23 protein-coding genes and 1 tRNA gene are annotated in these 26,031 nt (G+C 35.0%); 14 read left to right on the top strand and 10 right to left on the bottom strand.

Features of this window, described 5'->3' with window-relative positions; translation table 11 throughout:
• Positions 1-54: 54 nt before the first annotated feature.
• The 3 genes from BHE19_RS03465 to BHE19_RS03455 all read right to left on the bottom strand — a co-directional run bounded on the left by BHE19_RS03465 (position 55) and on the right by BHE19_RS03455 (position 2,349).
• A complete protein-coding gene (locus tag BHE19_RS03465; protein WP_070905972.1) occupies positions 55-285 on the bottom strand; it encodes a DUF6814 family protein in 231 nt (76 codons plus the stop codon).
• 10 nt (positions 286-295) lie between these two features.
• Entirely contained in the window at positions 296-1,792 is a 1,497-nt protein-coding gene (locus BHE19_RS03460) for an MFS transporter (RefSeq protein ID WP_070905969.1), read from the bottom strand.
• A gap of 481 nt (positions 1,793-2,273) precedes the next feature.
• A tRNA-Phe gene (locus BHE19_RS03455) sits at positions 2,274-2,349 on the bottom strand.
• 104 nt (positions 2,350-2,453) lie between these two features.
• Between BHE19_RS03455 and BHE19_RS03450 the strand changes: the two genes are divergently transcribed.
• The 7 genes from BHE19_RS03450 (at position 2,454) to BHE19_RS03420 (ending at position 9,384) form a co-directional block, all read left to right on the top strand.
• Positions 2,454-3,188, top strand: coding sequence for a type III pantothenate kinase (locus BHE19_RS03450; RefSeq protein ID WP_070905967.1), 735 nt, complete (start codon positions 2,454-2,456; stop codon positions 3,186-3,188).
• Positions 3,181-4,413, top strand: coding sequence for a hypothetical protein (locus tag BHE19_RS03445; RefSeq protein ID WP_070905965.1), 1,233 nt, complete (start codon positions 3,181-3,183; stop codon positions 4,411-4,413). The genes BHE19_RS03450 and BHE19_RS03445 overlap by 8 nt, the downstream gene beginning before the upstream one ends.
• A gap of 52 nt (positions 4,414-4,465) precedes the next feature.
• Positions 4,466-5,017 carry an LPS export ABC transporter periplasmic protein LptC gene (gene lptC, locus BHE19_RS03440; protein WP_070905964.1) on the top strand — a complete coding sequence of 184 codons (552 nt, stop codon included), beginning with the start codon at positions 4,466-4,468 and terminating at the stop codon, positions 5,015-5,017.
• A gap of 12 nt (positions 5,018-5,029) precedes the next feature.
• Positions 5,030-5,224 (top strand): hypothetical protein, encoded by a 195-nt coding sequence (locus BHE19_RS03435; RefSeq protein ID WP_017494781.1) that lies wholly within the window; start codon positions 5,030-5,032, stop codon positions 5,222-5,224.
• Between the two features lie 3 nt (positions 5,225-5,227).
• Entirely contained in the window at positions 5,228-6,487 is a 1,260-nt protein-coding gene (locus BHE19_RS03430) for a hemolysin family protein (protein WP_070905962.1), read from the top strand.
• 108 nt (positions 6,488-6,595) lie between these two features.
• Positions 6,596-8,695: a peptidylprolyl isomerase gene (locus BHE19_RS03425; protein ID WP_070905961.1), complete on the top strand. Its 2,100-nt coding sequence runs from the start codon at positions 6,596-6,598 to the stop codon at positions 8,693-8,695.
• 257 nt (positions 8,696-8,952) lie between these two features.
• Positions 8,953-9,384 (top strand): hypothetical protein, encoded by a 432-nt coding sequence (locus tag BHE19_RS03420; RefSeq protein WP_070905959.1) that lies wholly within the window; start codon positions 8,953-8,955, stop codon positions 9,382-9,384.
• Between the two features lie 44 nt (positions 9,385-9,428).
• On the opposite strand, the gene BHE19_RS03415 is transcribed toward BHE19_RS03420, so the two are convergent.
• Entirely contained in the window at positions 9,429-10,343 is a 915-nt protein-coding gene (locus BHE19_RS03415; RefSeq protein ID WP_070905956.1) for a GYDIA family GHMP kinase, read from the bottom strand.
• A gap of 94 nt (positions 10,344-10,437) precedes the next feature.
• Positions 10,438-11,754, bottom strand: a complete 1,317-nt coding sequence (locus tag BHE19_RS03410) for a hydroxymethylglutaryl-CoA reductase, degradative (RefSeq protein WP_070905955.1) — start codon at positions 11,752-11,754, stop codon at positions 10,438-10,440.
• A gap of 183 nt (positions 11,755-11,937) precedes the next feature.
• Here BHE19_RS03410 and BHE19_RS03405 point away from each other — a divergent pair, with 183 nt between their 5' ends.
• From BHE19_RS03405 to BHE19_RS03375, 7 genes are all read left to right on the top strand, one after another.
• Positions 11,938-14,109, top strand: coding sequence for a S9 family peptidase (locus BHE19_RS03405; protein WP_070905953.1), 2,172 nt, complete (start codon positions 11,938-11,940; stop codon positions 14,107-14,109).
• A 42-nt stretch (positions 14,110-14,151) separates the two neighbouring features.
• Positions 14,152-15,828: a peptide MFS transporter gene (locus BHE19_RS03400; RefSeq protein WP_017494793.1), complete on the top strand. Its 1,677-nt coding sequence runs from the start codon at positions 14,152-14,154 to the stop codon at positions 15,826-15,828.
• A 79-nt stretch (positions 15,829-15,907) separates the two neighbouring features.
• Positions 15,908-17,566, top strand: a complete 1,659-nt coding sequence (locus BHE19_RS03395) for a peptide MFS transporter (protein ID WP_070905952.1) — start codon at positions 15,908-15,910, stop codon at positions 17,564-17,566.
• A 14-nt stretch (positions 17,567-17,580) separates the two neighbouring features.
• Entirely contained in the window at positions 17,581-19,065 is a 1,485-nt protein-coding gene (locus BHE19_RS03390; protein WP_070905949.1) for a peptide MFS transporter, read from the top strand.
• A 53-nt stretch (positions 19,066-19,118) separates the two neighbouring features.
• Positions 19,119-19,586, top strand: a complete 468-nt coding sequence (locus BHE19_RS03385) for a thioredoxin family protein (protein ID WP_017494796.1) — start codon at positions 19,119-19,121, stop codon at positions 19,584-19,586.
• A 227-nt stretch (positions 19,587-19,813) separates the two neighbouring features.
• Positions 19,814-20,266, top strand: coding sequence for a thioredoxin domain-containing protein (locus BHE19_RS03380; RefSeq protein ID WP_017494797.1), 453 nt, complete (start codon positions 19,814-19,816; stop codon positions 20,264-20,266).
• Positions 20,267-20,536: 270 nt separating this feature from the next.
• A complete protein-coding gene (locus tag BHE19_RS03375) occupies positions 20,537-20,983 on the top strand; it encodes a thioredoxin domain-containing protein (protein WP_017494798.1) in 447 nt (148 codons plus the stop codon).
• Positions 20,984-21,035: 52 nt separating this feature from the next.
• Here BHE19_RS03375 and BHE19_RS03370 read toward each other — a convergent pair whose 3' ends face one another.
• From BHE19_RS03370 to surE, 5 genes are all read right to left on the bottom strand, one after another.
• Positions 21,036-23,072, bottom strand: a complete 2,037-nt coding sequence (locus BHE19_RS03370) for a ComEC/Rec2 family competence protein (RefSeq protein ID WP_070905947.1) — start codon at positions 23,070-23,072, stop codon at positions 21,036-21,038.
• Between the two features lie 48 nt (positions 23,073-23,120).
• Positions 23,121-23,606 carry a C40 family peptidase gene (locus BHE19_RS03365; protein WP_070905944.1) on the bottom strand — a complete coding sequence of 162 codons (486 nt, stop codon included), beginning with the start codon at positions 23,604-23,606 and terminating at the stop codon, positions 23,121-23,123.
• Positions 23,607-23,618: 12 nt separating this feature from the next.
• Entirely contained in the window at positions 23,619-24,737 is a 1,119-nt protein-coding gene (gene lpxB, locus BHE19_RS03360) for a lipid-A-disaccharide synthase (protein ID WP_070905942.1), read from the bottom strand.
• A 68-nt stretch (positions 24,738-24,805) separates the two neighbouring features.
• Complete coding sequence (locus BHE19_RS03355; RefSeq protein WP_070905940.1) at positions 24,806-25,078, bottom strand: hypothetical protein; 273 nt, start codon at positions 25,076-25,078, stop codon at positions 24,806-24,808.
• A complete protein-coding gene (surE, locus tag BHE19_RS03350) occupies positions 25,071-25,850 on the bottom strand; it encodes a 5'/3'-nucleotidase SurE (protein WP_017494803.1) in 780 nt (259 codons plus the stop codon). Before surE ends, BHE19_RS03355 begins: the two co-directional genes overlap by 8 nt.
• Positions 25,851-26,031 lie beyond the last annotated feature (181 nt).

Below are 26,031 nucleotides of genomic sequence, written 5' to 3'. Positions count from 1 at the left end.
TTTGTTAGTGGTGAGAAAGGACTGTCGGTTTTTAGACAGTCCTTTCGTTTTTAATTATCTTTTTATTTTAGTATTGTATTCTCCTGCTACAGCAAAATAGCCAAAAGTACCTAGCCCCAAAACAATTAATGGAGTAAGAATGAAAAGAATAATGATTCCGAATACAAGATCGTCTTGTTTGTCTGAAAGCAGTTTAGGTAAGCCAAATTCGAAAATGCAGAAATAAGTCGCTGCAATTGCCAGTATAATCCACAGAACACCTAAAGCTTGTTTAATTGAATTCATAAATAGTATATTAAAGGTGATTTGTTTTATTTTTATTATCGATGTAAACCATTCCAATTACAAAACATACTGAGGCTATAATAATTGGGTACCAAAGTCCGTCAAGATAAAAATCATCTTTTCCGGCAGCTTTAGCATGAGTTACAAAATAAGTTGAAATTGCCGGGAGTAGTCCGCCAAAAATTCCGTTCCCTACATGATAAGGAAGTGACATCGAAGTATATCTGATTTTAGTTGGAAACAGTTCAACTAAAAACGCTGCAATTGGGCCGTAAACCATGGTAACAAATAAAACCTGAATGAAAATTAAGAAAATTAAAGTCCATTCATCATTGGAATTGATATTTATAATAACACTGCTTTGAGATTCTTTTTGATCGGCAAAGTTTGTTTTCTTTTCTGTATACGTAGTTCCGTCAGTATAGGTTTTCGAAATAGTGGTAATGGTTTGATTTTCTTTAAAAACAGCTGTATTTGTAGTTGTTTTCTCGGCTATTTCAGTCTTGTGTTTTAGATCGGTTGTGTTGTACATCTTTTTGTAAATAGGTCTGTAAAACAAAATAGCAAGCAACATTCCTCCCATCATAATATGTTTTCGTCCGATTTTATCACTCAGCCATCCGAAAAAAATAAAGAATGGTGTTCCGAACAACAATGCGATTCCCAGTAATTCATCTACTTGTGACGAATTAATATTCATTACTGTTTTCATAAAACTCATGGCATAAAATTGCCCGGTGTACCAAACCACACCTTGCCCCATAGTGGCGCCGAATAATGCGAGTAAAACAAATTTAAGGTTATAGCGATTCCCGAAACTTTCTTTTAAAGGATTGGTACTTGTTGTTCCTTCTTTTTTAGCTTTGGCAAATACAGGAGATTCATCCATGTTTTTACGAATCAAATACGAAATTCCAATCATCACAATAGAAACCCAAAACGGAACACGCCATCCCCAGGAATCGAAATCTTCGGGCGAAAGAATATTTTTTGTGGCTAATATGACTATCAAAGAAATAAATAAACCAACAGTTGCGGTAGTTTGAATCCACGAAGTCCAATAACCCTTTTGTCCCGCAGGAGCGTGTTCTGCAACATAAGTAGCAGCTCCGCCATATTCGCCCCCAAGAGCGAGACCCTGAAGTAAACGAAGAATTAAAACCAATAAAGGAGCTAAAAAGCCAATGGTTTCGTAACTCGGAATACAGCCAATTAAAAAAGTAGAGCCTCCCATTAATAAGAGGGTAGCCATAAAAGTATATTTGCGGCCAATGATATCACCAAGTCTTCCGAAAAACAATGCCCCAAAAGGCCGCACTACAAATCCGGCAGCAAAAGTGGCTAAAGTCGATAAGAATGCAGCAGTAGGATTATCACTGGGAAAGAATTTGGTTGAAATGACGACTGCTAAACTTCCGAAAATATAAAAATCATACCATTCAATCATGGTTCCCATCGACGATGCCGAAATTACTTTCCAGATGCCCTTTGTAGAGGTATTGCTCATAAGCTTACTTTGTGTACTTGATGATGAATAAAAGTATAAAGTGTTATTTCGCGAATATATAAGATATTTTTTTATTTATTTAATGATTTTTTAACAAAAAGATAATAAAAGATATATGCTGTTTTTTAGGCAGAATAGTTATCGTAAAATATTTAGGCTATAATTTATGCCCCTGAAGAAAGTATTCGGGAACAGTTGCTCAGAGAGAGCCATAGCTATTGAATAGTGTAAAGCACTAAGGGAGATGAACATGATTGTTTAAGTCCCGAAAAGGCAGAAGCGGATCATGAGAGATGTTATTATTCTCTGGAAAATAATACATAGAATCTGTATCATCCGTGTGCTGTTTCTAACCGGAATGTGCATGAAGGATTATACAAGGAACGCAAAGTCTAATCGGAAAGAAAAAAGTTTGTGTTAGAATGTTTGATTGCGAAGGAAAGATAGTAAAAACAAAAAACCCACTCGATTGAGTGGGTTTTGGTGGTACCTCCAGGGATCGAACCAGGGACACATGGATTTTCAGTCCATTGCTCTACCATCTGAGCTAAGGTACCGTGCTGTGCGCATTGCGGGTGCAAAGATAGAATCATTTTTCGTTTATCCAAAACATTTTTTTAAAAAAATCAATTCGTATCTTCGCCTAGCAAAAAAAACAAACATGATTTTAACGGTTGATGTTGGAAATACCCGAATTAAAGCTGCTGTATTTGAGGGTGGTACTGTTCTTGAAATTTTTACTTTTGAGAAAAATGAGCTCGAAAAAAAAATTAAAAAAATTTTAGAAAAATTTCAGAAATGCTCCGATTTGGTAGTTGCATCGGTTGGAAATATTGAAAAACAATCTTTCCTGACTTTCGAAAAGGATCTAAAAGTTCATTTTTTAACCCATGAGGATGTTTTTCCCTTCACCAATAAATATGCAACTCCAAAAACATTAGGAATAGACCGAATGGTTTTGGCGGCCGGAGCAACTTTAAAATTTCCCAAACAAAACAGACTGGTAATTGATGCCGGAACTTGTATAACCTACGATTTCATCGACGAAAATGATAATTATTTAGGTGGAGCTATATCTCCGGGACTAAGGCTGCGTTACGAATCTTTGCACAATTTTACAGCCAGACTGCCGTTACTCACTTTAGAGTCTCCGGATTCCTATATTGGAGATTCCACAAAACAGGCAATTCACTCCGGAGTGGTCAATGGATTCGTCTATGAGATTGATGGTTTTATCGATGAATATCGGGCAAACTTTTCAAATTTTATAATAATTTTAACGGGAGGTGATGCAGATTTTTTGGCTAAACGATTAAAAAATACCATATTTGCCAATTCAAATTTCCTTTTGGAGAGTTTGAACCAAACATTTCAATATAAAATCGACAATGATTAAAAAAATTATAGTAAGCGCTTGTTTGCTTATCTCGTTCGTTTCATTCGCTCAGCAGGGTACCGCATCGCCTTATTCTTTCTACGGAATTGGAGATACAAGATTTAAAGGGACCCTTGAAAACAGATCGATGTCAGGAGTTGCGGTGGAGCAGGATAGTATTCACCTGAATATTGAAAATCCTGCAAGTTATGCGAGTTTAAAGTTTACAACTTTTACAGTTGGGGGATCTTTTGGTACAACTAATCTGAAAACAGGCGAAAAATCGGAAAAAGCACAAAGAGCTACTTTTGATTATTTGGCATTAGGAATTCCAATGGGAAAATTTGGTGCAGCGTTTGGTTTGGTTCCGTTAAGTTCTGTTGGATATAAAATTCAAAATGACCTTACAGATACAGAAGGGGCTACAAGTACGCAGCTTCAGGGAAAAGGCGGAGTTAATAAAGTGTTTTTTGGTTTAGGATATAAGATTAAAAAGAACTGGAATATTGGAGTTGATGCACAATATAATTTCGGGAAAATTACAACTAGTAGTTTAGCGCTTAGAACAAATGTTGAAAACGCAACCAGAGAAACAAATACTTCTGAGTTATCAGGTGTTAATTTTAATATTGGTACAATGTATCAAACAAAAATTGATAAAAAACTAAGTTTGTTTACCAGTTTGAATTATACTTTTGCCAGTAACTTAAATTCAAACAGCACGAGAGTTATTCAGGTAGATGGTGATTCGGATCCAATTAATACTCCTGAACAAACAAATAAACTAAAGTTGCCAAATAAAATAACCTTTGGTGCTGGTATCGGAGAAGCCAGAAAATGGTTGGTAGGTACTACCATTTCTTTTCAGGGCGAGGGACAGCTTGCGAATTTTTACAATACAAGAGATAATGTACGTTACGAAAAATATCAAAAGTATGCGATAGGCGGTTACTATATTCCTAATTATGGATCGTTCACAAGCTATTTTAGCCGAATGACGTATAGAGCCGGATTAAAATACGAGAAAATTGGTTTGGTCGTAAATAATCAAGAGATCAATGATTTAGGAATGACGTTGGGTATGGGGATTCCACTTAATAACGGATCTTTTTCAAATGTTAATATTGGACTTGAGTTCGGAAAAAGAGGAACGACGTCAGCAGGTTTAGTTCAGGAAAACTATTTCAATTTTAGTATGAGCTTCTCATTTAATGATAAATGGTTCGTGAAAAGTAAATTCAATTAAACATAAACTTTTATGTTTTTTTAAGCTCATTACAATTTACTACATTTGGCAAATGAATTTATCAAAAAGATATATAATAGCGGCTGTCACAGTTTTTACTGTGACACTGTTTTTTGGGTGCGAAAGTAATTTTAAAGAAGTTCAGAAAATTAACTTCTCAGAGTTTGTTCCCGGAAGTGATGCAGATACCGTTGATATTAAATATACAGATTCCGGGCGTATAACCGGGGTTTTGAAAAGTCCTAAAATGCTGGATTATTCTAATTTGGATTTTCCATTTACCGAATTCCCAAAAGGAATTGATGTTACCTTATACGATAAAAATCAAAAGCGTACCTTTATCAGATCAAATTATGCAGTGTCTTATAAGCCAACCGGCATAATTGACTTGCAGGGAAAAGTTAGAATCACTTCTGAAGAAGGGCAAATGCTGGAAACAGAACAGCTGTACTTCGATCAGAATAACGAATGGTTTTATACCGAAAGGAAATTTAAGCTTATAGATGCAAAAGGAACTTCAAATGGGCAAGGGATAGATTTTAGTAAGGATTTTAAAGTGATTAATTCGCAGCGTGTGAGCGGCGAGATCGAATCAGACGAATAAAAAAAAGAGATTATGGGTTACATAAAATATACACAATACGTTTACATCATATTTGCCATTTACTTTATTTATGATGGTTTTACAAAGATAAACGATGGAAATGATACCGCCGCTTTAAGTTTTTTAATTGCAGGTATGGCAGTATTTATGTTCTTCTTCAGGAGGAAATTTGTTAAGAAATTTGATGACCGTAATAAAAAGCAGTAAACAATGGAAATAGGGATTATAATATTATGTCTAATATTGTCAGCCTTTTTTTCAGGAATGGAAATTGCTTTTATTTCATCTAATAAAATTTATCTTGAAATTGAAAAAAAACAAGATAATTTTGCCTCACAAATTCTAACAAAACTTACCGGAAATCCTTCAAAGTTTATTGCTGCAATGCTTATTGGCAATAACTTGGCTTTGGTTGTCTATGCCTTTTACATGGGAGATTTGATTCTGAAATGGATCATCAGTTCAGGAGGGCATTTTTCAAATTTAGCAAGTTTGCTGATTCAGACCGCTATTTCGACTTTTGTGGTTTTGGTAACTGCTGAGTTTTTTCCAAAAGTTTTTTTTCAGATTTACGCCAATTCCTTAATCAAGATTTTTGCGATTCCGGCCTATTTGTTTTATCGTTTGTTCTATTATTTCTCTACTTTTTTCATTTGGATTTCAGATTTTATTCTGCGTAAATTTTTTAAAACAGAAGGAGATCAGGTACAGTTGTATTTTAGCAAAGTTGAATTGGGGAATTATATCGCAGAACAAATGAATGCTGTTGAAGATGATGAAGAAGTAGATTCTGAAATTCAGATTTTTCAGAATGCACTGGAATTTTCAGGTGTAAAAGCTCGTGATATTATGACCCCGCGTACCGAAATTGTCGATATTGATTTGTTTGACAGTGTTACGGATCTTAAAGAGTTATTTGTAGAAACCGGATATTCAAAAATTATAGTGAGTCAAAACTCACTCGATGATATTGTGGGGTATGTGCATTCGTTTGATTTGTTTAAAAAACCAAAAACAATAAAATCGGTTTTGATGACGGTTGAATTTGTTCCTGAAACCATTTTAATAAAAGATGTATTAAATCTGTTGATCAAAAAACGAAAAAATGTGGCCGTAGTTTTGGATGAATACGGAGGGACTTCCGGAATTATTACAATAGAAGACATTGTTGAAGAGCTTTTTGGTGAGATCGAAGACGAGCATGATTTAGATGAGGAATTGATGGAGCAGGAATTGGGAGAAGGTAAGTATTTGTTCTCGACCCGATTAGATGTAGAATATCTAAATGAAACCTATAAATTAGCGATTCCTGAGGAGGATTCGTACGGGACTTTAGGTGGTTTTATTGTCAATTCAACCAAAGAAATTCCTCAAAAAGGAGAAGAAATACGAATTGGAAACTATCATTTTGTGATTGAAGAAGCCACAAATAAGAAAATAGAATTGGTTAAATTGACAATAAAAGAGTGATTTTTTAAATTAATAAAAAAAATTGTGTAAAATAAAACGCTAGTTGTATTGTTATTAACTAGATAATTGTATTTTCGCAAACTGAATATAAAATTAACGATAATAAAAATGGCAGTTTTAGCAAAAATTAGACAGCGTTCCGCTTTATTGATAGGAGTTATTGCACTTGCATTATTTGCATTTATAATACAAGATCTATTCACAAGAGGTACCTTTGGTCAAAGTTCAAAAGATGTGGGAAGCATCGATGGAAAAGATATTTCATTTGAAGACTTTAGAGTTAAAGTTAGTAATGTTGAAAAAAGTGGTCAAGGAATTACTTCCACTGAAGCTGCAAACAGAGTTTGGGACCAAGAGGTTTCAATCGCATTATTATCAACACAGTTTGATAAATTAGGATTGAGAGTTGGTGAAAAACACCTGCTTGAAGTTTTAAAGGCAGATCCGAATATTGGTAAAAACCCAATGTTCTTAAATGCTGCCGGTATTTTTGATGTAGCTAAATTTAAAGAATACTTTAAAACCAATCCTGAAGCAGCACAATTTATCTCTCAAAAAGAAAAAGATGCTGAGCTAAACGCTAAATTTCAAATCTACAATACATTAGTAAAATCAGGACTTTACACTACTGTAAGCGAAGGAAAACTAAAATATGAAATGGAAGCTAACAAAGTAAACTTTGCTTATGCTGCTGCTTTGTATTCTTCGATTAAAGATAGTGAAGTGAAAATTTCTGATTCAGAGATTGTAGAATATATGAAGAAAAACGAGAAGAAATTCAAAGCGGATGCAACTCGTGAAATTCAATATGTTTTAGTAGAAGATAAAGCTTCAAAACAGGACGAAGCTGAAATTAAAGCTAAAATTACGGCATTATTAAACGGAAGAGTAGAGTACAATGCTAAAACAGGTAAGAACGATACTTTGCCAGGATTTAAAAATGCTACTAACATTGCTGAATTTGTAAACTCAAATTCTGATGTTCCTTACGATTCAACATATGTACCAAAAAATGCTTTGCCGGCTGTTGATGCTGATAAATTATTCAGTTTGCCTGCAGGAGCAATTTACGGACCGTATGTTTACGGAAGATACTATGCAATTTCTAAATCTTTAGGATTTAAAGCAGGAGTTAATGCAAAAGCAAGTCATATTTTAATTGGATACGAAGGTTCTCAAACTCCAAATACAAAAGAGAAAAGAACGAAAGAAGAAGCTAAAGCTAAAGCAGAAGAAATTCTTGCTCAGGTTCAGGCAAATCCTGATAGTTTCATGATGTTGGCTTTCACAAGTTCAGATGATTCTTCTGCGCAACAAGGAGGAGATTTAGGATATTTTGGTCCAAACCAAATGGTGAAACCATTCAATGATTTTGTATTCAGTAACGGAATTGGAAAAGTTGGTTTAGTTGAAACTCCTTTTGGATTTCACGTGATCAAAATTACCGACAAACAAGACGGAATTCGTTTAGCTACTATCGCTCAAAAAATTGAGCCTTCTGAAGCTACTTCTGATAAAGTATTTACATTGGCAACTAAATTTGAAATGGACGCTGCCGATAAAGATTTTAATGCTACGGCAAAAGAATTAGGTTTAAAAGTGGCTGCTCCAATAACTGCAAAAGCGATGGATGAAGCATTTGGTCCATTAGGAAATCAACGTAACATCATCAGATGGGCATTTGATAAAGAAACGAACACTGGAGATGTAAAACGTTTTGAATTGGCTAATATCGGTCACGTAATTGCACAATACAAAAGTGAAAACAAATCAGGTTTAGTATCAGTAACTTTGGCAAGACCATATGTGGAGTCAATTTTAAAGAACAAGAAAAAAGCGGAGATCTTAAAAGCAAAAATGAAAGGTTCATCACTTGAAGCTATTGCTAAAAGTGCTGGTGTAGCAGTTCAACAAGCGACTAACGTAACGATGGATAGCCCGGTATTGCCTGGAGGTGTAGGACAAGAGCCAAAAGTGGTAGGTAATGCATTTGCATTAGCTGCAAACAAAATCTCTGCTCCAATTGAAGGTAATACAGGTGTATATGTAGTGAAAAACATCAGTACAGTAAAAGCTCCTGCAGCTGCTAATCACGCAGAATATGTGGCTAAAGTAAAAGCACAAAGCGCATCTGATGCAAGTAGAATTTTACCGGCATTGAAAGCTAACGCTAAAATTGAAGATAACAGATTGCAATTTAACTACTAGTTTTTAGTTAGTTAAGGTTTAAATATAAAAACCGAAACGTTCTAACAGAATGTTTCGGTTTTTTTTATTGTTATGTATTGAGTGCGAGTAGAGGGCTTTGTTATTTTGGTTTTTAGTTTTTTTGTGAGTAATTTTGGTTAAAAGTTTGTAGTATTAAGAATATTACAGTTAATTTGTTGAAATTATAATTTAAAATTCAAACAAAACCCATTTAAGACTGATGAATAAATACTTTAGTAATCTAGCATTCCATCTTTATGTTTAAGCTGTTGAAAAGAAAGCCCAGAGCTTATTCTAAGATTGAAAATCATATTTTCGGAATAATAACAGAGCTTTTAAAGTTGAGCAGTACCGAAATCAATGGGGATGAATTAGGAGGGAAGTATTATTTAAGTAACGAAGAGCAGCATTTTAAAGTGACGGTCTTAGGTAATGATTATGTAATCAGGTTAACCAATACAAGGGATTCAGTTGCTGAGAAGTATGATAAAACTTTTGTGGATGACGTTTTGAAGGCAATAAAAGAAGAGAAGCATCGCAGAATGGAAGAGGTTTATGATTCTATAACCAATAACATAGAAAAAATGGCTGAGCGACTGCACAATACGCTTAGAGAATCTAATGTGCAGGAAAATCAAAAAGTCCGAAAACTGGAAACCAAAGATCGCGAAAGTAAAAAAGTAAATTAAAATCTCCTTTCTTTTGGTTTTAGATCGGTTAAAATTTGATGACTTTATTTTTGCAGAATCATTTCTTCGTAACTCAGGATGGTTTCGTATCCTTTTGAAGCAAAATAAGATCTGGGATCTTCTTTGGAGATCACCATCACAAAATCTCCACCCCAGGCACCAAGGCTTTTTACGACTCCATTGAAATCTGGAAAAGCAATCTCTTTGATGGTTTCCATTTCCAGGATATCGCTCAAATGAACCTCGTGTTTTTCAGCAGCAAAAGCAAATTCCTTTGCTGTTTTAGCATTGATAAGGCTGGAAGTAATTTTGTTGTTTTCGGCTATATTTTGCGCTAAATTTTGATTTTTATTGTTGTAATAGGCTTTTATGGCTGCTTTACTATTCTGTTTTTTGTTGAGATACACAAAATGAATTTTATCTATAAAATCCGGGTTAAAAGAGATCGGTTTTACAGCATTATTTTCAATTTGATAAACAATTGGCGTGTCATTTTGTGCACAGGCTATGTCATAACCGCTGCCTCCAAAACTGTTTTTTAGCAAAGTAAAAGCATTGACTTTCGTCCATTGCGCAACATTGTTCAATAAAGTTGACGAAGTGCCTAATCCCCAGTTTTTAGGAAATGTAAGATGGGTGCTGATCTTGTAACCGTCAGTATTTTTTAGGAACTCCGGGTTCAGAAGATAAGCTTCATGAAGAATTTGAATCAAAGTCGTTTTTACAGTCTCGATTTCTGACTTTGGATTGTCGATGATCTCTGAAAAAGGAATTGAATCCTCAAACCATAGCTGTCCGTCAAAATCATAGCTTTTCCAGCTGATTTCCTGGTTTGTACCATTTTCAACCACCAGATTTTGACCAAATTTGGTAGGTAAGGCAAAAGCGTCAGCTCCGTCTAAAACAAGGTATTCCCCGGAAATAAGCAATTTTCCGTTACTGTAAAAAATTGTTTTCATTCTTCAATTATAAATTAAATTCCAATCTCCAAACGTCGTTATAAACTCCAATTAACCTTGGAACTTGGAATTTGAAGTTTGGAATTTAAAATTTTTACTTTTTTCTTAGATTTTCAATAAACTCGACCACAGCGCTATGCGATACGGCGCTTTTCTTGAAATGAGTTTTAATTAAATGACGTTCTTCTTCAGTTGCTTCAAATTGATTGATGATATTGTTCAGGTGCATCTTCATATGTCCCTCCTGGATTCCGGTAGTAGTTAAGGAACGTAAGGCAGCAAAGTTTTGTGCGAGACCGGCAACTGCAACAATTTCCATTAATTCTTTTGCAGAAGGTTTCTCAAGAATATCAAAACATAGTTTTACCAGTGGATGCAAAGAAGTCAATCCGCCTACAGTTCCCAGTGCTAAAGGAATTTCAAGCCAGAACGTAAAAATGCCGTCTTCTATTTTAGCGTGAGATAAACTTGAATATTGACCATTTTTAGAAGCATAAGCGTGAACTCCTGCTTCGACTGCTCTAAAATCATTTCCGGTGGCCAGAATTACAGCGTCAATACCGTTCATAATTCCTTTATTGTGAGTTACAGCTCTGAAAGGTTCTACTTCGGCGATTTGAACCGCCTGTACAAAACGTTCGGCAAACTCCTGCGGATTCGGAATGTGTTTTTCTGTTAAATCTTCGATAGGGCAGGAAACTTCTGCTCTAACAATACAATTTGGTACATAATTAGACAAAATACTCATAATTACTTTTAGAGTCTCATCTTCCGAAAACAAATCAGAATGGTGAAATTCATCCTTTAATGTAGTCGCAAATTGCTCCAGACATGAGTTGATGAAATTCGCTCCCATGCTGTCTTTGGTTTCAAAAGTAGCGTGAAGCTGAAAATAATTTTCCAGAAGACTTCTTTTGTCTTTTAGTTTTATGTCTAAAATTCCGCCGCCGCGTTGTTGCATGTTTTTAGTAATGCTTTGCGTGTCGGTGAAGAATTTAGGTTTAATTTTATCGAAAAAAGATTGCAGTTTGTCAGCATCTCCGTTGAAGGTAAAATGTACCTGACCTATTTTTTCGGTAGCCATAACCGTTGCTTTAAAACCACCTCTGGTCGACCAGTATTTTGCTGCTTTTGATGCTGCGGCTACTACCGAACTTTCCTCAATTGCCATCGGAATTGTGGTATATTTTCCGTTGATTAGGAAATTTGGCGCTACTCCTAACGGGATGTAAAGGTTTGTGATGGTGTTTTCGATGAATTCATCATGCAATTGCTGCAGCTTTTCGTCTGTATTCCAGTAATTTCTTATAATAGAAAGGGCTTCTTCAGGGCTTGAAAAATAGGTATTGGCAATCCAGTTTATTTTTTCTTTTTTGGATAATTTCGAAAATCCGGCAACGGCGTTGTTCATTCTCAGTATTTTAAATAATAAAGTTGTGGCAAAGATACTATTTTAAGACTTTTGTTTGCAATGTATTTGAAAATTGAAAACTACGCAATCGTTATTTTTTTTAACATTTAACAATTAAAATGGGTATTATGTTCATTTTTTTTATTAAAATTGGGCTCTTTTTTTATATTTAAAATAATTCTAATGAATACAGGTAAAATTACTGTTATATTTTTATTTTTAGTGACCACTATTTTTGGTCAGCAAAAAATTACTGTCGAAAATATTTATAGCGGAGCATTTCGGGCAAAAGGAATGGATGAACTGCAATCGTTAAAAAATACAGACCAATATACGGTACTAAATGTAGATCAGGCCAGCCGAAGCATGCAGATTGATTTGTACGATTTTGCAACACTAAAAAAAGTAGCCAATTTAATCGATACAAAGAATCATAAGGATCTTGCTGAAGGAATTGACAGTTATACTTTTGATGCCTCAGAGAAAAAGATTTTAATTGCCTGTAACAGCAAACAAATTTTCCGTCACTCGTTTACAGCAAATTACTTCTTATACGACATCACCACAAAAACGTTGACTAAATTATTTGATTTTCAGATTCAGGAGCCAACTTTTTCTCCGGACGGAACTAAAATCGCATACGCAAAAGAGAATAACTTGTATGTGTATGATCTGGCTTCGAAAAAATCAACAGCAGTTACTACCGATGGCAAGAAAAATGCTGTCATTAATGGTATCACGGACTGGGTTTATGAAGAAGAGTTCTCCTTTGTTCGTGCCTTTGACTGGAGTAAAGACAGTAAAAAATTAGCTTACATCCGTTTTGATGAAAGTGCTGTTCCGGAATTTTCGATGTCAATCTTTCAAAAAGATTTATATCCAACAATTGAAACGTTTAAATATCCTAAGGCAGGAGAAAAAAACTCAGTAGTATCTTTACACATTTATGATGCAGTGAGTAATGCGGGTAAAAAAGTTGATTTAGGAAACTACAATGACTTTTATATTGCAAGATTACAATGGACAAATGATAACAATGTATTATCTGCTCAGGTTTTAAACCGTCATCAGGACAATCTGGATTTGTTGTTTGTAGATGGAACTACTGCTGCAACAAAAGTAGTTTTGAATGAAAAAGACAAGGCTTATGTGGATGTTACCGATAATTTGACCTTCTTAAAAGACAATAGCTTTATCTGGACCAGCGAAAAAGACGGGTTTAATCATATTTACTTATATGATAAAAACGGAAAACTTAAAAATCAGGTTACAAAAGGAAACTGGGAAGTAGTGTCTTACTACGGTTTCGATGAAAAAAATAAAACAATTTTCTATCAGTCTACAGAAAATGGTTCAATCAACAGAGATATTTATCGTATTGCTTTAGACGGAAAGAATAAAATTCGTTTGTCTAAAAATACAGGAACAAGTGCGGCAACTTTTAGTCCAAACTTTCAGTTTTTTATCAATACTTTCTCAAGCAGTACACAGCCTACTACTTATACTTTAAACGAAGCGAAAACAGGAAAAGAAATTCAGGTTATCGAAAACAATCAGGCACTTTCTGCTAAATTAACAGCTTACAATTTACCAACAAAAGAATTTTTTGTTTTAAAAACAGCTAAAGGCAATGAACTTAATGCGTGGATTTTAAAACCTAAAGACTTTGATTCTTCAAAAAAATATCCGGTTTTCATGTACCAGTATTCCGGGCCTGGTTCTCAGCAGGTAAACAACGATTGGAACAATTCAGACGACTATTGGTTTGCATCCCTAACACAACAAGGTTATATTGTGGTTTGTGTTGACGGTAGAGGAACAGGTTTTAAAGGGGCAGATTTCAAAAAAGTTACTCAAAAAGAATTAGGAAAATACGAAGTAGAAGATCAGATTGACGCCGCAAAAGTAATTGGAGCATATCCGTATGTGGATGCTTCAAGAATTGGAATATTTGGTTGGAGTTTTGGAGGATTTATGGCTTCAAATTGTATCTTCCAAGGGAATGATGTTTTCAAAATGGCTATTGCTGTTGCTCCGGTAACCAACTGGCGTTTTTATGACAGCGTTTACACGGAAAGATACATGCAGACTCCTCAGGAAAATGCAAGCGGGTACGATCAGAACTCTCCAATAAATCACGTTGACAAACTAAAAGGTAAGTTTTTATTGATTCACGGATCAGCAGATGATAACGTACACGTGCAAAACTCCATGCAAATGATGGAAGCATTGATTCAGGCCAATAAACAATTTGATTCTCAAATCTATCCGGACAAAAATCATGGTATTTATGGAGGAAAGACCAGAATTCAGCTATACAACAAAATGACTAACTTCATCAAAGAAAATTTATAATTATAAAACAAAACTAAAAACCTTAAATAAATAATAAAGAATATGGGAGAAACTCAGGTAAAAACAGCGCATCCAAAAGGACTTTGGGTATTATTCGGAACGGAGATGTGGGAGCGGTTCAACTTTTATGGAATGCGAGCTTTATTAACTTTATTTCTTGTAAATTCATTGTTGATGAAGGAAGAAGAGGCTTCTTTGATTTACGGAGGTTTCCTTGGGCTTTGTTATTTAACGCCAATGTTGGGAGGTTTTGTTGCCGATCGTTTCTTAGGAAACAGAAATTGTATCATCTTAGGTGGGTTGCTTATGGCAATCGGACAATTGTTGCTGTTTACCAGTGGTAGTGTGTTTGAAGGTAACAGAGCGTTTGCTACGATTATTATGTACACTGCATTAGGAGTTATCGTATTCGGTAACGGATTCTTCAAACCAAACATTTCAAGTATGGTAGGAAGTTTGTATCCTAAACAGGAAAAGACAAAATTGGATAGTGCTTTTACTATTTTTTATATGGGTATCAATATTGGTGCTTTTTTAGGTCAGTCTATTTGCCCTTTGTTAGGAGATGTTAAAGATGCCGGTGGAGTTAGAGATATTCACGCTTTTAGATGGGGATTCCTTGCTGCTTCTGCCGCAATGTTTATCGGAACAATTCTTTTTTACTTCCTGAAAAATAAATATGTGGTTTCTCCTGAAGGAAAGCCATTAGGAGGTTTACCTTCTAAAAATGACGCCTCTGATTTTGAAGAAGGAGAAGCTCAGAAAGCTAATTTCTCAAGTAAAGCTTTAACAATTGCCGGAATCGCTTTTGTTGCTTTAGGATTCTTCTTCCATTATGTGGTCGGTCAGAACTTGATTTATACTTTGATTTATTCTAGTGGTTTGTCATTGGCCGGATTAATTATTTCGGATACTTCTTTGACTAAAGTAGAGAGAGACAGAATTATTGTAATTTACATCGTTTCTTTCTTTATTATTTTCTTCTGGGCAGCTTTTGAGCAGGCAGGTTCGTCATTGACTTTTATTGCAGACAACCAAACGGATAGAAATTTCTTCGGATGGCAAATGCCTCCGTCAATGGTTCAGATTTTTAACGGACTATTCGTAGTGCTATTAGCAGTGCCGTTTAGCGTACTTTGGGATACTTTAAGAGCTAAAGGTAAAGAGCCAATTTCACCGGTAAAATTAGCCGTTGGTTTAGTGGTAATTTCGGTTAGTTTCTTTATGATCGCTACTCAGGTTTCTTATATCGGAACATCAGGGTTGTTATTGGTAAAATGGCTTATTTTATTATATTTCTTAAATACATGTGCGGAACTATGTTTGTCTCCAATTGGTTTGTCATTGGTAGGTAAACTTTCTCCAAAACGTTTTGCTTCGTTATTGTACGGAGTATTCTTCTTGTCAAATGCTTCAGGTTATGCTTTAGGAGGAACTTTAGGTTCAATCTTACCGGCAACCGGAGACAAATTTGCAAAAGCAAAAGAATTAGGAATTGACCTTCAGGCAGTCTTAGATAACAAAGTTACACCAACAGCTGAACAATTGGCTTTATTAGAGCATCACCAAATTAGTGCTCATAATCACTTCTTTGCCGGATTCGAAATTCATAACTTATACGAATTCTTCATGGTATTTGTTGTTTTAACGGGTATTGCTGCAATTATTTTATTTGCTTTGACTCCATTTCTGAAAAGAATGATGCATGGTGTTAGATAACATAAATCGTAATCATATATAAAAAATTACCTACAGGTTTAGGCTTGTAGGTAATTTTAATTTTAAAGACTTTATAGTTATGTGGAAAAAACACCCAAAAGCATTGCCATTCCTGTTTCTGTCTGAAATGTGGGAACGTTTTGGTTATTATTTAATGATCGGAATTTTTACTTTATATCTGAAAGATGTAAAGAGCGGTTTTGCCATGACCGAGAAAGAGGCTTCTGATTTATACGGGACTTTTATTGCTTTGGTTTTTCTGACTCCGTTTATTGGCGGACTAATTGCCGATCGGTATTTAGGATATAGAAAATCAATCATCCTTGGCGGAATTTTAATGGGGGTTGGTTACTTCTTAATTGGAGTGCATGATTTGACCATGCTTTATATCGCCATGACTTTGATAATTGTTGGAAATGGTTTTTTTAAACCCAATATTTCTACATTACTGGGCAGTTTTTATTCTAAAGAAGAGTATAAAGATAAAAAAGATGAAGGCTACAATATTTTCTATATGGGAATTAATGTTGGAGGCTTTATCTGTAATTTCTTTGGAGCTGCTTTGCAAATCCTTTTGGGATGGCATTGGGCTTTTATGGCTGCCGGTGTCGGAATGTTTATAGGAGTTATTGTGTTTTTGTTGGGTACGAAGCATTATGTGGGACACGACCAGAAAAAAGGAGTGCAGGAAGGAGATATGCCTTTTTATAAAATTATACTGTTTATTTTATTACCCTCTTTTGTTTTTGGAGCAATTGGCTGGTTGATAAAAGGAGTAGCTTCAGATGCTAATGTGAATAGTTCTATATTTGGTTCAGACAGTACAGACGCTTTCATTTTTGCATGTATTCCAATAGTTCTCTTTTACGGTTCGCTTTATTTTAAAGCAAAAACAGAAGATAAGCGATCAATAGGAGCTTTATTGGCTATTTTTGGAGTAGTGATTTTATTTTGGGCAGTCTTTAAGCTTAATGGCTCGGCGCTTACTACATGGGCAGATCGATATACTGACAGAGAAGTAACTGGAACATCAGGTATGGTGATTGCTAAGCTAAAACTGGCAAAAGAAGTTGAATATAAAAAGGACTCTACGGAATTATACGATGATCAATTTCGTTTGCAAAAGGTAAATGGAGTGGTTAAGAAAGAAGTCAATTATCCTTTATATTTTAGAAATGTTGCTCCGGATAAATTACCGGCAGAAGGTGCTAAGGTTCATCTTTGGGCAACAAATTTAAGTCAGTCTATCAACCCGGGCTGGGTCGTTATATTAACTCCTTTGGTCGTTGCATTTTTCTCTTTTTTACGAATGCGTAAAAAAGAACCTTCAACACCTACAAAGATTGCTTTCGGTTTGCTGATTTCGGCGTTGTCTGTTTTGGTTATGATAGCTGCTGTAAAAATTGGGGATAACGGTACAGAGAAAGTTAGTGCATGGTGGTTAGTAGCGAATTATGGTATTATAACAATTGGTGAATTGTTTTTGAGTCCCATGGGATTATCAGTAGTTTCCAAATTAAGTCCTGTTAACATCACTTCTTTAATGATGGGAGGCTGGTTTCTGTCAACTTCTATAGGGAATAAACTAAGTGGTGTTTTAGCTAGTATGTGGGATAGCTACGACAATAAAGTCAACTTTTTTTGGGTAAATTTTGCGCTGTTAATGTTTGCGACAATATTGATGTTTGCTTTAGTAAAGCAACTTAACAAAGTGATGAAAGAGAGAGGAATTAATTAATTATTTATAAATAAATGGAGCAAAAAATCACTTTAGAAGAAATTCAAAATTTTAAAGGCAATTATCCGAAACAATTATGGTATTTGTTTTTTGTCGAAATGTGGGAGCGTTTTTGCTTTTACGGAATGCGTGGGGTTTTGGTTATTTTTATGGTCGATCAGCTTTTCTTGAAAGAAGATCATGCCAGCGAGCAATATGGTGCTATTCAGGCTTTTGTATATGCCTTTACATTTATTGGAGGTATTTTTGCCGATAAAGTATTGGGATTTAAAAAATCGTTGTTTTTTGGAGGAATCGTCATGATTCTGGGGAACCTTTTGATTGCTATTGCGCCTCATGATTTCTTTTATTACGGAATTGCTTTTTCTATTATTGGGACAGGTTTTTTTAAACCCAATGTTTCCTCGATGGTTGGAGAATTGTATCGTGAAGATGATGGCCGAAGAGATGCAGGTTATGGGATGTTTTATGCCGGTATAAATGTTGGCGGACTTTTTGGTGGTGCTTTGTGTGTGTATTTAGGGAAGTTTTATTCTTGGCAATTGTGCTTTTTATCCGCTGCAATTGTAATGTTTTTAGGGTTGATCACCTTCTTATTTACTAAAAAATATTTAGGACCAATTGGTGATTCTCCGTTATTGAATTTAACACCGCAAAAGAGACGAATTCGTGAGATAGCCGTATATGCTCTGTCTATTTTGAGTTTGCCTTTTATTTTTATAATGGTTAAGAATACGAAGTATACGGATTATTTTATGTATACTATTGGTACAGTTGCTGTTTTGTATTTTGCTTATGAATTGTTTAAACTGGGAGATTCTAAATTGCAAAAGAAGCTTTTTGCTGCTTTTCTGTTTGTATTTTTCTATTTCCTGTTCAATTCTATTTACGAACAAAGTGGTGGATCGTTATCGCTTTTTGCAAAAGATAATTTGAATAATAAATTGTTGTTTTTTACAATTGATCCCAACGTTGTGAACAACAGTTCGAATACTTTTTTTGTAGTAGTTTTAAGTCCGCTTATTGGTTTGTTGTGGATATGGTTAGGGAAACGGAAAATTGAACCGAATACTTTAATTAAATTCGGAATTGGGTTTTTATTCCTGGCAGCTTCCTTTTACATCTTCTATCTGACCAAATTCTTTGCTGGCGCTAACGGAATTGCTTCATTAAATGTCTTTACGTTTGCTTATCTGATAACCACTATTGGGGAACTTTGTCTGGGGCCAATCGGAATGTCAATTATTACCAAATTATCTCCAAAAAGATTATTCGGAATGATGATGGGGTTGTGGTTCCTGGCAAGTGCTTTTGGACAGTTGGCTGCGGGTAAACTGGGAGCCGAGATTTCCAGATCAAATACCGGCGACACCTTGATTTCTAAATTACAATCGTATACAGAAGGTTACTATCAACTGGCTATTTATTCGCTAGTTGCGGGCTTGATATTATTAGCAATTTCGCCAATTATTAGAAAATTAATGCAAGAAGTAAAATAGACGACATTTTACGATTCTTTTTTTGTTTAAATTTGTGTGTAAAATAAAAGGATATGAAAAAAATATTTTTAATAACGCTTTTTTTAGCGGGAGCATTTGTAACGCAGGCACAAGAGTTAAAATGGTATACGGATGTTAAAGAAGCGATCACTGTTAGTAATAAAGAGAAAAAACCTCTGTTAATGTTTTTTACCGGAAGTGACTGGTGTGGGTGGTGTATTCGTTTGCAGAATGAGGTTTTAAAAACCGCTGAATTCAAAAAATGGGCGACCGAGAATGTAGTGTTGGTTGAGCTTGATTATCCAAGAAGAACACCTCAGACACCAGAGCTTAAAAATCAGAATAATGAATTACAGCAGGCATTTGGAATTCAGGGATTCCCGACTATTTATTTCACAAGCGCAGAGTCAAAAGACGGGAAAGTGAATTTTAAAGGATTGGGTCAGACAGGATATGTTGCGGGTGGTCCGACTGCCTGGTTAACAGTTGCTGAAGGAATTGTACATCCTAAAAAATCGTAGCGTAAACATTAAATTACAATTATAGTTAGGAAAACTCCTTGCCTTTTGGTAAGGAGTTTTTTTTGTTTCGTAAGAAAAAGCAATAACTAAATTTTACACTTATTGTGTATTTTGTAATTTATTTTGATTAAAAAAATACATAACACATTTTTTGTATTAATAAAAATTGGAAAATTAAAATATTATGTTAATTTCGTCTTAATATTCTAACCAAAAACCAATTTAATATGACCAAAAAAATACTTATCCTACTGTTTTTTTTAGGTTCAATTTTTATGCAGGCGCAGAATTTAGTTTGGAAAACAAATATGACGGATGCTATTGCGCTTAGTAATGAACAGAAAAAACCAATGCTAATTTTATTCACTGCCTCAGGTGTGCCGGAAAATCTTCAGAACGAAATTTTTAAAACTCCAGACTTTGCGGTTTGGTCCCGTGACAACGTTATTCTTGTAAAACTTGATTTGTCTGACAGTACAGCGGATGAAAGTGATAGAGAACAAAAGCTCAAATTGAAAAATGCTTTTGGAGTAGAGGACTTGCCTGAAGTTTGTTTTGCAAGTGCTTCGATTAGAAAAAATAAAACCACATTTAGCGCTTTAGGAAAAATTGCGTATAAACCGGGTGGTGCAAAAGCCTGGATCGCGGAGTCAAATGCAATTTTGCATTCAGGTGAGTAGTAAGATTTAAATTAAGTTTCTTAGTTTAATTTGTAGATTCCCTTTTTGCTCTTGAGTGAGAAGGGATTTTTTTTTGAACGGTTTATCCGGATAATCAATGGTTTTGTTATTTAAAAGGGTATATTTTTTTATTTTCTTAAAAATCCAAGACTTTATTAATGAATTTGAATTTATGTTGCTTTTTTAACTCATTTTATTTGATTTTCACTTGTTTGGTGAAGATATTATGTTAATTTAGTCGCATTAACCTACTTAAAAAACCAATTTAGTATGAACCGAAAATTACTTATTTTATTACTTTTTTTAGGTTCGTTTGGCCTGCATTCGCAAAATTTGATTTGGAAAACAGATATGAATGATGCTATAATGGCGAGTGATTCACAAAAACGGCCCTTATTAATTTTTTTCACTGCTGCCGGAGTTTCGCAGAGAATCCAGAGTGAAATTTTTGTTACACCTGACTTTGCAGTATGGTCGCGTGATAATGTCATTTTGGTAAAACTGGATATGTCAGATACAGAAGCATCTGATATGGTAAAGGAGCAAAATGTCAAGTTAAAAAACGCTTTAGGCATTCAGGAACTTCCGCAAGTATGTCTTTTAATGGCTTCCGTCAGAAAAGGCAAAACGACTTTTAATAACTTAGGTTTGGTTCCGTACAAGCAAGGTGGTGCAAAAGCGTGGATTGCAGATGCAAATTTAATTCTGAATCCGTGAATCTTGTAGAATTAAACGAGCTATTTTGTCTTTTCGGACTAAGTTTGATTTATTAGTTTAAAGAATAAAATCCCTTTTCGGCTGTGGCATGAAAAGGGATGTTTTTTTTACGGCAACTTCTTTTCCAGATTTTTTGAATAGAGTAAGAATTTGATGCATCTGCAATTATAATTTTAGGATGCAGCTCTTGCAGAACACGGTCTAAATTGATTTTCGGGGATTGAATCAACAATACTATGTCAGGTTGGGAGCTGATTTTATAAACTCCGGAACTGTCAATTACTAAGATCTTTTTTCCATTAAAATATAACAGGTTTTTGATGCTCACAGTAGCGCTTAATTGGCTAAAATCACTTGACAGATAAGAACTTATAAGAGTTGCTTTCGGGGATTGAAGTAAAAGAGTATCATTTGAAAACACTTTGATACGACCTCCATTTTTCTGAGAAATTATAGAGTTGCTTTTTGTGTGAAAAACGATCATTTCACGTTTGGTCGCGGTTTCTCTCTTGGTATAAATCATAGAAATCTGAAATGCTATAATTGAAATCAATACAGCGAAAGTTGTATTGTAATTTTTTTTCTTACCCCAGATTTTAGCAGAAATAATTAGAAAGTAAGAGGAGATAAGAAGACAAAAGTTGAAGCTAATGTTGCGAATAACAAACCACTCGAGTGATGCAATATAATGGATGGTATAGTTTAAGAGGAAAATACTTTTTTCAAATATCGCAGCGAGGACCATTGGAGGAGGACAAAAAATAGCAATAAGCAATACTAGGATTCCGGCAATCATGATAAAAGATAATATAGGGATCATAACAATATTGGTAACAAAAAATAATCCCGGAAACTGGTGAAAGTAATACAAGCATAATGGTAATGTGCCTATTTGGGCAGCGAAAGAAACAGTTAGTGCGTTCCAGAAGAATTTCGAGATTTTGAGCTTAGGAGACCAGATGCTGTTTAAGAGAGGCTGTAGCCAAAGAATGAAAAACAAAGCAAGATGACTTAACTGGAAACCGACATCAAACAAAAAGTAAGGCTCGAAGAGTAGAATTAAAAACAAAGAGACAAGTAAAGTATGATACGTACTTCCTGTTCTTCTAAGATGGCTGCCAACAGCAAGAAAAGAAAACATGACAACAGAACGCAGTACCGATGGAGATAATCCTGAGATTACGGCAAAAAGTGTGAGAGATAACAGTATTGAAATTAATTTTAATAAAGAGCCCTTTTGCGTGTTGGGAACAGGTTTTAAAATAAAACTAATGAACAGCATGATAAAACCAACATGAAGACCGGAAACTGACAGAATGTGCGTAGCACCAGAGAACTGATAATCCTGAATCAAATCATTTGAAATTTCTTGTCGTTGTCCCAATATAAGAGCAAGTGCAACATTCATTTCCGTTTGACGAAAACCTGTTTTTTTCAGATTATTATAAATTCTGGAATGTAAACGTCCGCAGTAATACCAGATGTCTTTTTGAAGTTTTTTATTAACCGCGATTTCTGTTTTATTGAGGTACAACTGACCGTAAATCTGTTTATCTGAAAGGTATTTTTGGTAGTCAAACTGATTTGGGTTTTTATTCGCGCTAGTACGTTGCAAAATGGTTTTGACTTTTATTATGTTTCCAATAATAATTGGATTTTCGGCACTGCCCTTTTCTACATTTGCAAGAATTTTTCCGGAGTAATTCCTGTTGTTGATTTTCTTTATCTGCACATAGTAGCGGTCGCTGTATGCGTTGCTTTTTAGTTTTTCGCGTACCACAAAAGTTATCGTTTGTGGAGAGCTAAAAACTTCTTTACAATGAGTATAATTGGATTCTTGTAATGATTCCGTATGAAGTAAAAGCGTTGCAATGCCAATAAGGAAAGAAATGAAAGAGATACTTATTCCAAAATAGATACTTCGCTTGTTATTCTTTTGAAGGGAAGTGTAAACTAGTAAAAAAGCAGTAAAACCAAGAATAAAAACGGAAGTTACTACTGAGAATTTTGACGGGTAATAATAAGCAACCAAAATGCCAGAGCTAAACCAAATGGTAATTTTACTTAAAGGAAAATTTAATACTTTCATGAGTCAAAAGTATTAAATTTTGTAAGAAAAAGAATATAATTTATATGATTATTCTAGTACCCTGTTGATTTGAGCAAATGAATTTTGATAATAGGATTCTTTAGTGGATGAAATAATAACTCCTTTTGAGGTAGAAGAATGCACAAATTTGATTTCATCTGATTTTACTTCAACAATAAGTCCAACATGATTGATCTGTTTGCTTCTGTTTGTTTTGAAGAAAATTAAATCCCCTTTTTGGGCGTCATTAAATTTAATGATTCTTCCCACCTTAGCCTGCTCAAAAGAGTTTCGGGGTAGTTTTATATTTTCCGACTCAAAAGTGGTAAACACTAATCCGGAGCAGTCGTAGCCACTTTTGGTGGTGCCTCCGGCTTTGTATCGCACTCCAATATTGTCTGTTGCGTGTTCGATTAAATGCGTAACCGTATATCTGTTTTCCCGCTTTGATTCTTTGTTGCCCACCGCAGTTGAAGCCGATTTACAGGAAGCAAAAAGGACAGTGATGAGTATTAAATAATATATTCTTTTCAAAGCTAGAAAGTTTTAAATGTGTTTTAAATCAGCTACAATAAGTTTTGCTGTTTTTTTACTGGCTCCGACGCCTCCCAGTTTTTGCTCTAAGATGTCATAATTCTTTAACAATTTTTCGCGATAATCAGAAGTCAGTAATTTTTGTAATTCTTCTTTAATTCGTTTCGTGTTGCATTCACTCTGAATTAATTCTGTAACCACTTCTTCATCCATGATTAAATTGACAAGTGAAATATATTTTAGCGTGATAATACGCTTGGCAATTTGATAGGAAATAGCACTTCCTTTGTAGCAGACTACCTCAGGCACTTTAAAAAGAGCCGTTTCTAATGTAGCTGTTCCGGATGTTACCAGAGCTGCGCTTGAAGAGCGTAACAAATCATACGTTTTGTTCGATACAAATTTGATGTTTTTATTGCTGATGAATTGCTGATAAAACTCAAAGTCCTGACTTGGAGCACCGGCAATTACAAATTCATAATCCTGAAAATCATCCACCACACTTAGCATCACACTCAACATTTTTGTGATTTCCTGTTGACGACTTCCGGGTAGCACTGCAATAATAGGTTTCTCTCCCAGTTGGTTTTCTTTTCTGAAGGTTGTTTCATTAAAAGAAGGCTGATTCTGAATAGCATCAATCAGAGGATGCCCAACAAAATCTACCGGAAAATGATGCTTGTCCTCGTAGAAGCTTTTTTCGAAAGGTAAAATCACAAACATTTTGTCAATATCATTTTTGATTGCCTTGATACGATTCTCTTTCCAGGCCCAGATTTGCGGCGAAATATAATAATGCGTTTTATAATGTAAAGCTTTGGCCCATTTTGCTATACGCATATTAAAACCGGGATAGTCTATAAAAATCAAAACATCAGGTTGAAATGCTGTGATATCTTTCTTGCAAATTTTAATATTGTTTAATATGGTTTTTAAATTGAAAAGAACTTCAACAAACCCCATGAAAGCCAGTTCTCGGTAATGTTTTACCAGAGTTCCGCCGGCTTTTTGCATTAAATCACCGCCCCAAAATCTAATTTCCGCCTGAGGATCTTCCTCATATAGTGCTTTCATTAAATTAGAACCATGTAAATCTCCTGACGCTTCACCAGCTATTATGTAGTACTTCATATTGATTTTTTTGAAAGTGTGTTTCCAACTTTAAACGCAAAATAATTTTTGCAGCACAAAGATAAGATTTAAATAAACAAAGTTGAAATCGCAAGAACAATGACTGCCAAAACAACACCTCTGGCCATCAATTCCCGGTTCGTTTTTAGAAAAATACCGAAAACGGCCAGATCTAAAACGGTACCGATTGTGATTACTTTTCCGAGATATCCTTGTTGCTTGATGGTTTGAATTCCCGTAAAGAAATCAAATTTGGTGAAGAACGAAACAAACAAAAAACTTCCAAGCAAAGCCGTGAAAATTCCAATAACAAAGCCTATGGTGATGTCTTTTTTATTCATTTAATTTCCAGGTATTAAGCTGCTGCATGGTATGATGCGCGGTTAGATCAAACTGTACCGGAACAATTGAAATGTATCCGTTTTCTAAAGCCCATTCATCAGTATCTTCACCTTGATCTTCGTTTGTGAATTTTCCGGTAAGCCAGTAATAATCCTTACCGAAAGGAGTCTGTCTCTTGTCAAACTTTTGAGAGTAGTAAGCCTTAGCCTGACGGCAGATTTTTACCCCCTTGATTTCTTCTTCTTTTAGTTTTGGAAAATTTACATTTAAAACCACACCCGGAGGGAGTTTGTTTTCCAGAGTTTCCAAAGTAATTTTTTTAACGAATGATTTGATCGGTTCAAAATCGGCATTCCAGTCAAAATCCAGTAAAGAAAACCCAATTGCCTGAATTCCTTCTATACCGGCCTCTACAGCAGCACTCATCGTACCGGAATAAATCACATTTATAGAAGAATTTGACCCGTGATTGATCCCTGAAACGCACAAGTCCGGTTTTCTTTTTAAAATTTCATTGACGGCCAGTTTAACACAATCTACAGGAGTTCCTGAGCAGCTATATTCTGTTACCACATCTTCTTCTTTAGAAATTTTGTCAAGAAACAAGGTGTTGTTTATGGTGATGGCATGACCCATGGCACTCTGAGGCTTATCCGGAGCTACTACTACGACTTCACCAATAGTTTCCATCACACTGATTAAAGCTCTTATTCCGGGAGCTAAAATGCCATCATCATTCGTAACTAATATTAGGGGTTTCTCATTTTTCATGCTAAAATCGTAAGGTTGTATAAGGGGTTTAAGCAAATGTAGTGACAGATTTCGGTAGAAAACGAACAAAAAGTGCAAAATTTGTCAACTAATTTAAAGAAGATTTTTGCGCGTCAAACATTTTTATACCTTTAACAAAAAATTATAGCGGGCTTGGCTTTGTTGGCACAGTTTTTACCGT

Origin of the sequence: Flavobacterium tructae (assembly GCF_001853485.1) — a bacterium.
GTDB lineage: Bacteria > Bacteroidota > Bacteroidia > Flavobacteriales > Flavobacteriaceae > Flavobacterium > Flavobacterium tructae.
The sequence above is the reverse complement of the archived record's forward strand: the minus strand, read 5'-3'. Positions and strand labels throughout refer to the sequence as shown.

Bases quoted from the DNA above. Each gene is read 5' to 3' on its own strand.
- BHE19_RS03465 (WP_070905972.1), bottom strand. From the start codon at position 285: ATGAATTCAATTAAACAAGCTTTAGGTGTTCTGTGGATTATACTGGCA.
- BHE19_RS03460 (WP_070905969.1), bottom strand. From the start codon at position 1,792: ATGAGCAATACCTCTACAAAGGGCATCTGGAAAGTAATTTCGGCATCG.
- BHE19_RS03450 (WP_070905967.1), top strand. From the start codon at position 2,454: ATGATTTTAACGGTTGATGTTGGAAATACCCGAATTAAAGCTGCTGTA.
- BHE19_RS03445 (WP_070905965.1), top strand. From the start codon at position 3,181: ATGATTAAAAAAATTATAGTAAGCGCTTGTTTGCTTATCTCGTTCGTT.
- lptC (WP_070905964.1), top strand. From the start codon at position 4,466: ATGAATTTATCAAAAAGATATATAATAGCGGCTGTCACAGTTTTTACT.
- BHE19_RS03435 (WP_017494781.1), top strand. From the start codon at position 5,030: ATGGGTTACATAAAATATACACAATACGTTTACATCATATTTGCCATT.
- BHE19_RS03430 (WP_070905962.1), top strand. From the start codon at position 5,228: ATGGAAATAGGGATTATAATATTATGTCTAATATTGTCAGCCTTTTTT.
- BHE19_RS03425 (WP_070905961.1), top strand. From the start codon at position 6,596: ATGGCAGTTTTAGCAAAAATTAGACAGCGTTCCGCTTTATTGATAGGA.
- BHE19_RS03420 (WP_070905959.1), top strand. From the start codon at position 8,953: ATGTTTAAGCTGTTGAAAAGAAAGCCCAGAGCTTATTCTAAGATTGAA.
- BHE19_RS03415 (WP_070905956.1), bottom strand. From the start codon at position 10,343: ATGAAAACAATTTTTTACAGTAACGGAAAATTGCTTATTTCCGGGGAA.
- BHE19_RS03410 (WP_070905955.1), bottom strand. From the start codon at position 11,754: ATGAACAACGCCGTTGCCGGATTTTCGAAATTATCCAAAAAAGAAAAA.
- BHE19_RS03405 (WP_070905953.1), top strand. From the start codon at position 11,938: ATGAATACAGGTAAAATTACTGTTATATTTTTATTTTTAGTGACCACT.
- BHE19_RS03400 (WP_017494793.1), top strand. From the start codon at position 14,152: ATGGGAGAAACTCAGGTAAAAACAGCGCATCCAAAAGGACTTTGGGTA.
- BHE19_RS03395 (WP_070905952.1), top strand. From the start codon at position 15,908: ATGTGGAAAAAACACCCAAAAGCATTGCCATTCCTGTTTCTGTCTGAA.
- BHE19_RS03390 (WP_070905949.1), top strand. From the start codon at position 17,581: ATGGAGCAAAAAATCACTTTAGAAGAAATTCAAAATTTTAAAGGCAAT.
- BHE19_RS03385 (WP_017494796.1), top strand. From the start codon at position 19,119: ATGAAAAAAATATTTTTAATAACGCTTTTTTTAGCGGGAGCATTTGTA.
- BHE19_RS03380 (WP_017494797.1), top strand. From the start codon at position 19,814: ATGACCAAAAAAATACTTATCCTACTGTTTTTTTTAGGTTCAATTTTT.
- BHE19_RS03375 (WP_017494798.1), top strand. From the start codon at position 20,537: ATGAACCGAAAATTACTTATTTTATTACTTTTTTTAGGTTCGTTTGGC.
- BHE19_RS03370 (WP_070905947.1), bottom strand. From the start codon at position 23,072: ATGAAAGTATTAAATTTTCCTTTAAGTAAAATTACCATTTGGTTTAGC.
- lpxB (WP_070905942.1), bottom strand. From the start codon at position 24,737: ATGAAGTACTACATAATAGCTGGTGAAGCGTCAGGAGATTTACATGGT.
- BHE19_RS03355 (WP_070905940.1), bottom strand. From the start codon at position 25,078: ATGAATAAAAAAGACATCACCATAGGCTTTGTTATTGGAATTTTCACG.
- surE (WP_017494803.1), bottom strand. From the start codon at position 25,850: ATGAAAAATGAGAAACCCCTAATATTAGTTACGAATGATGATGGCATT.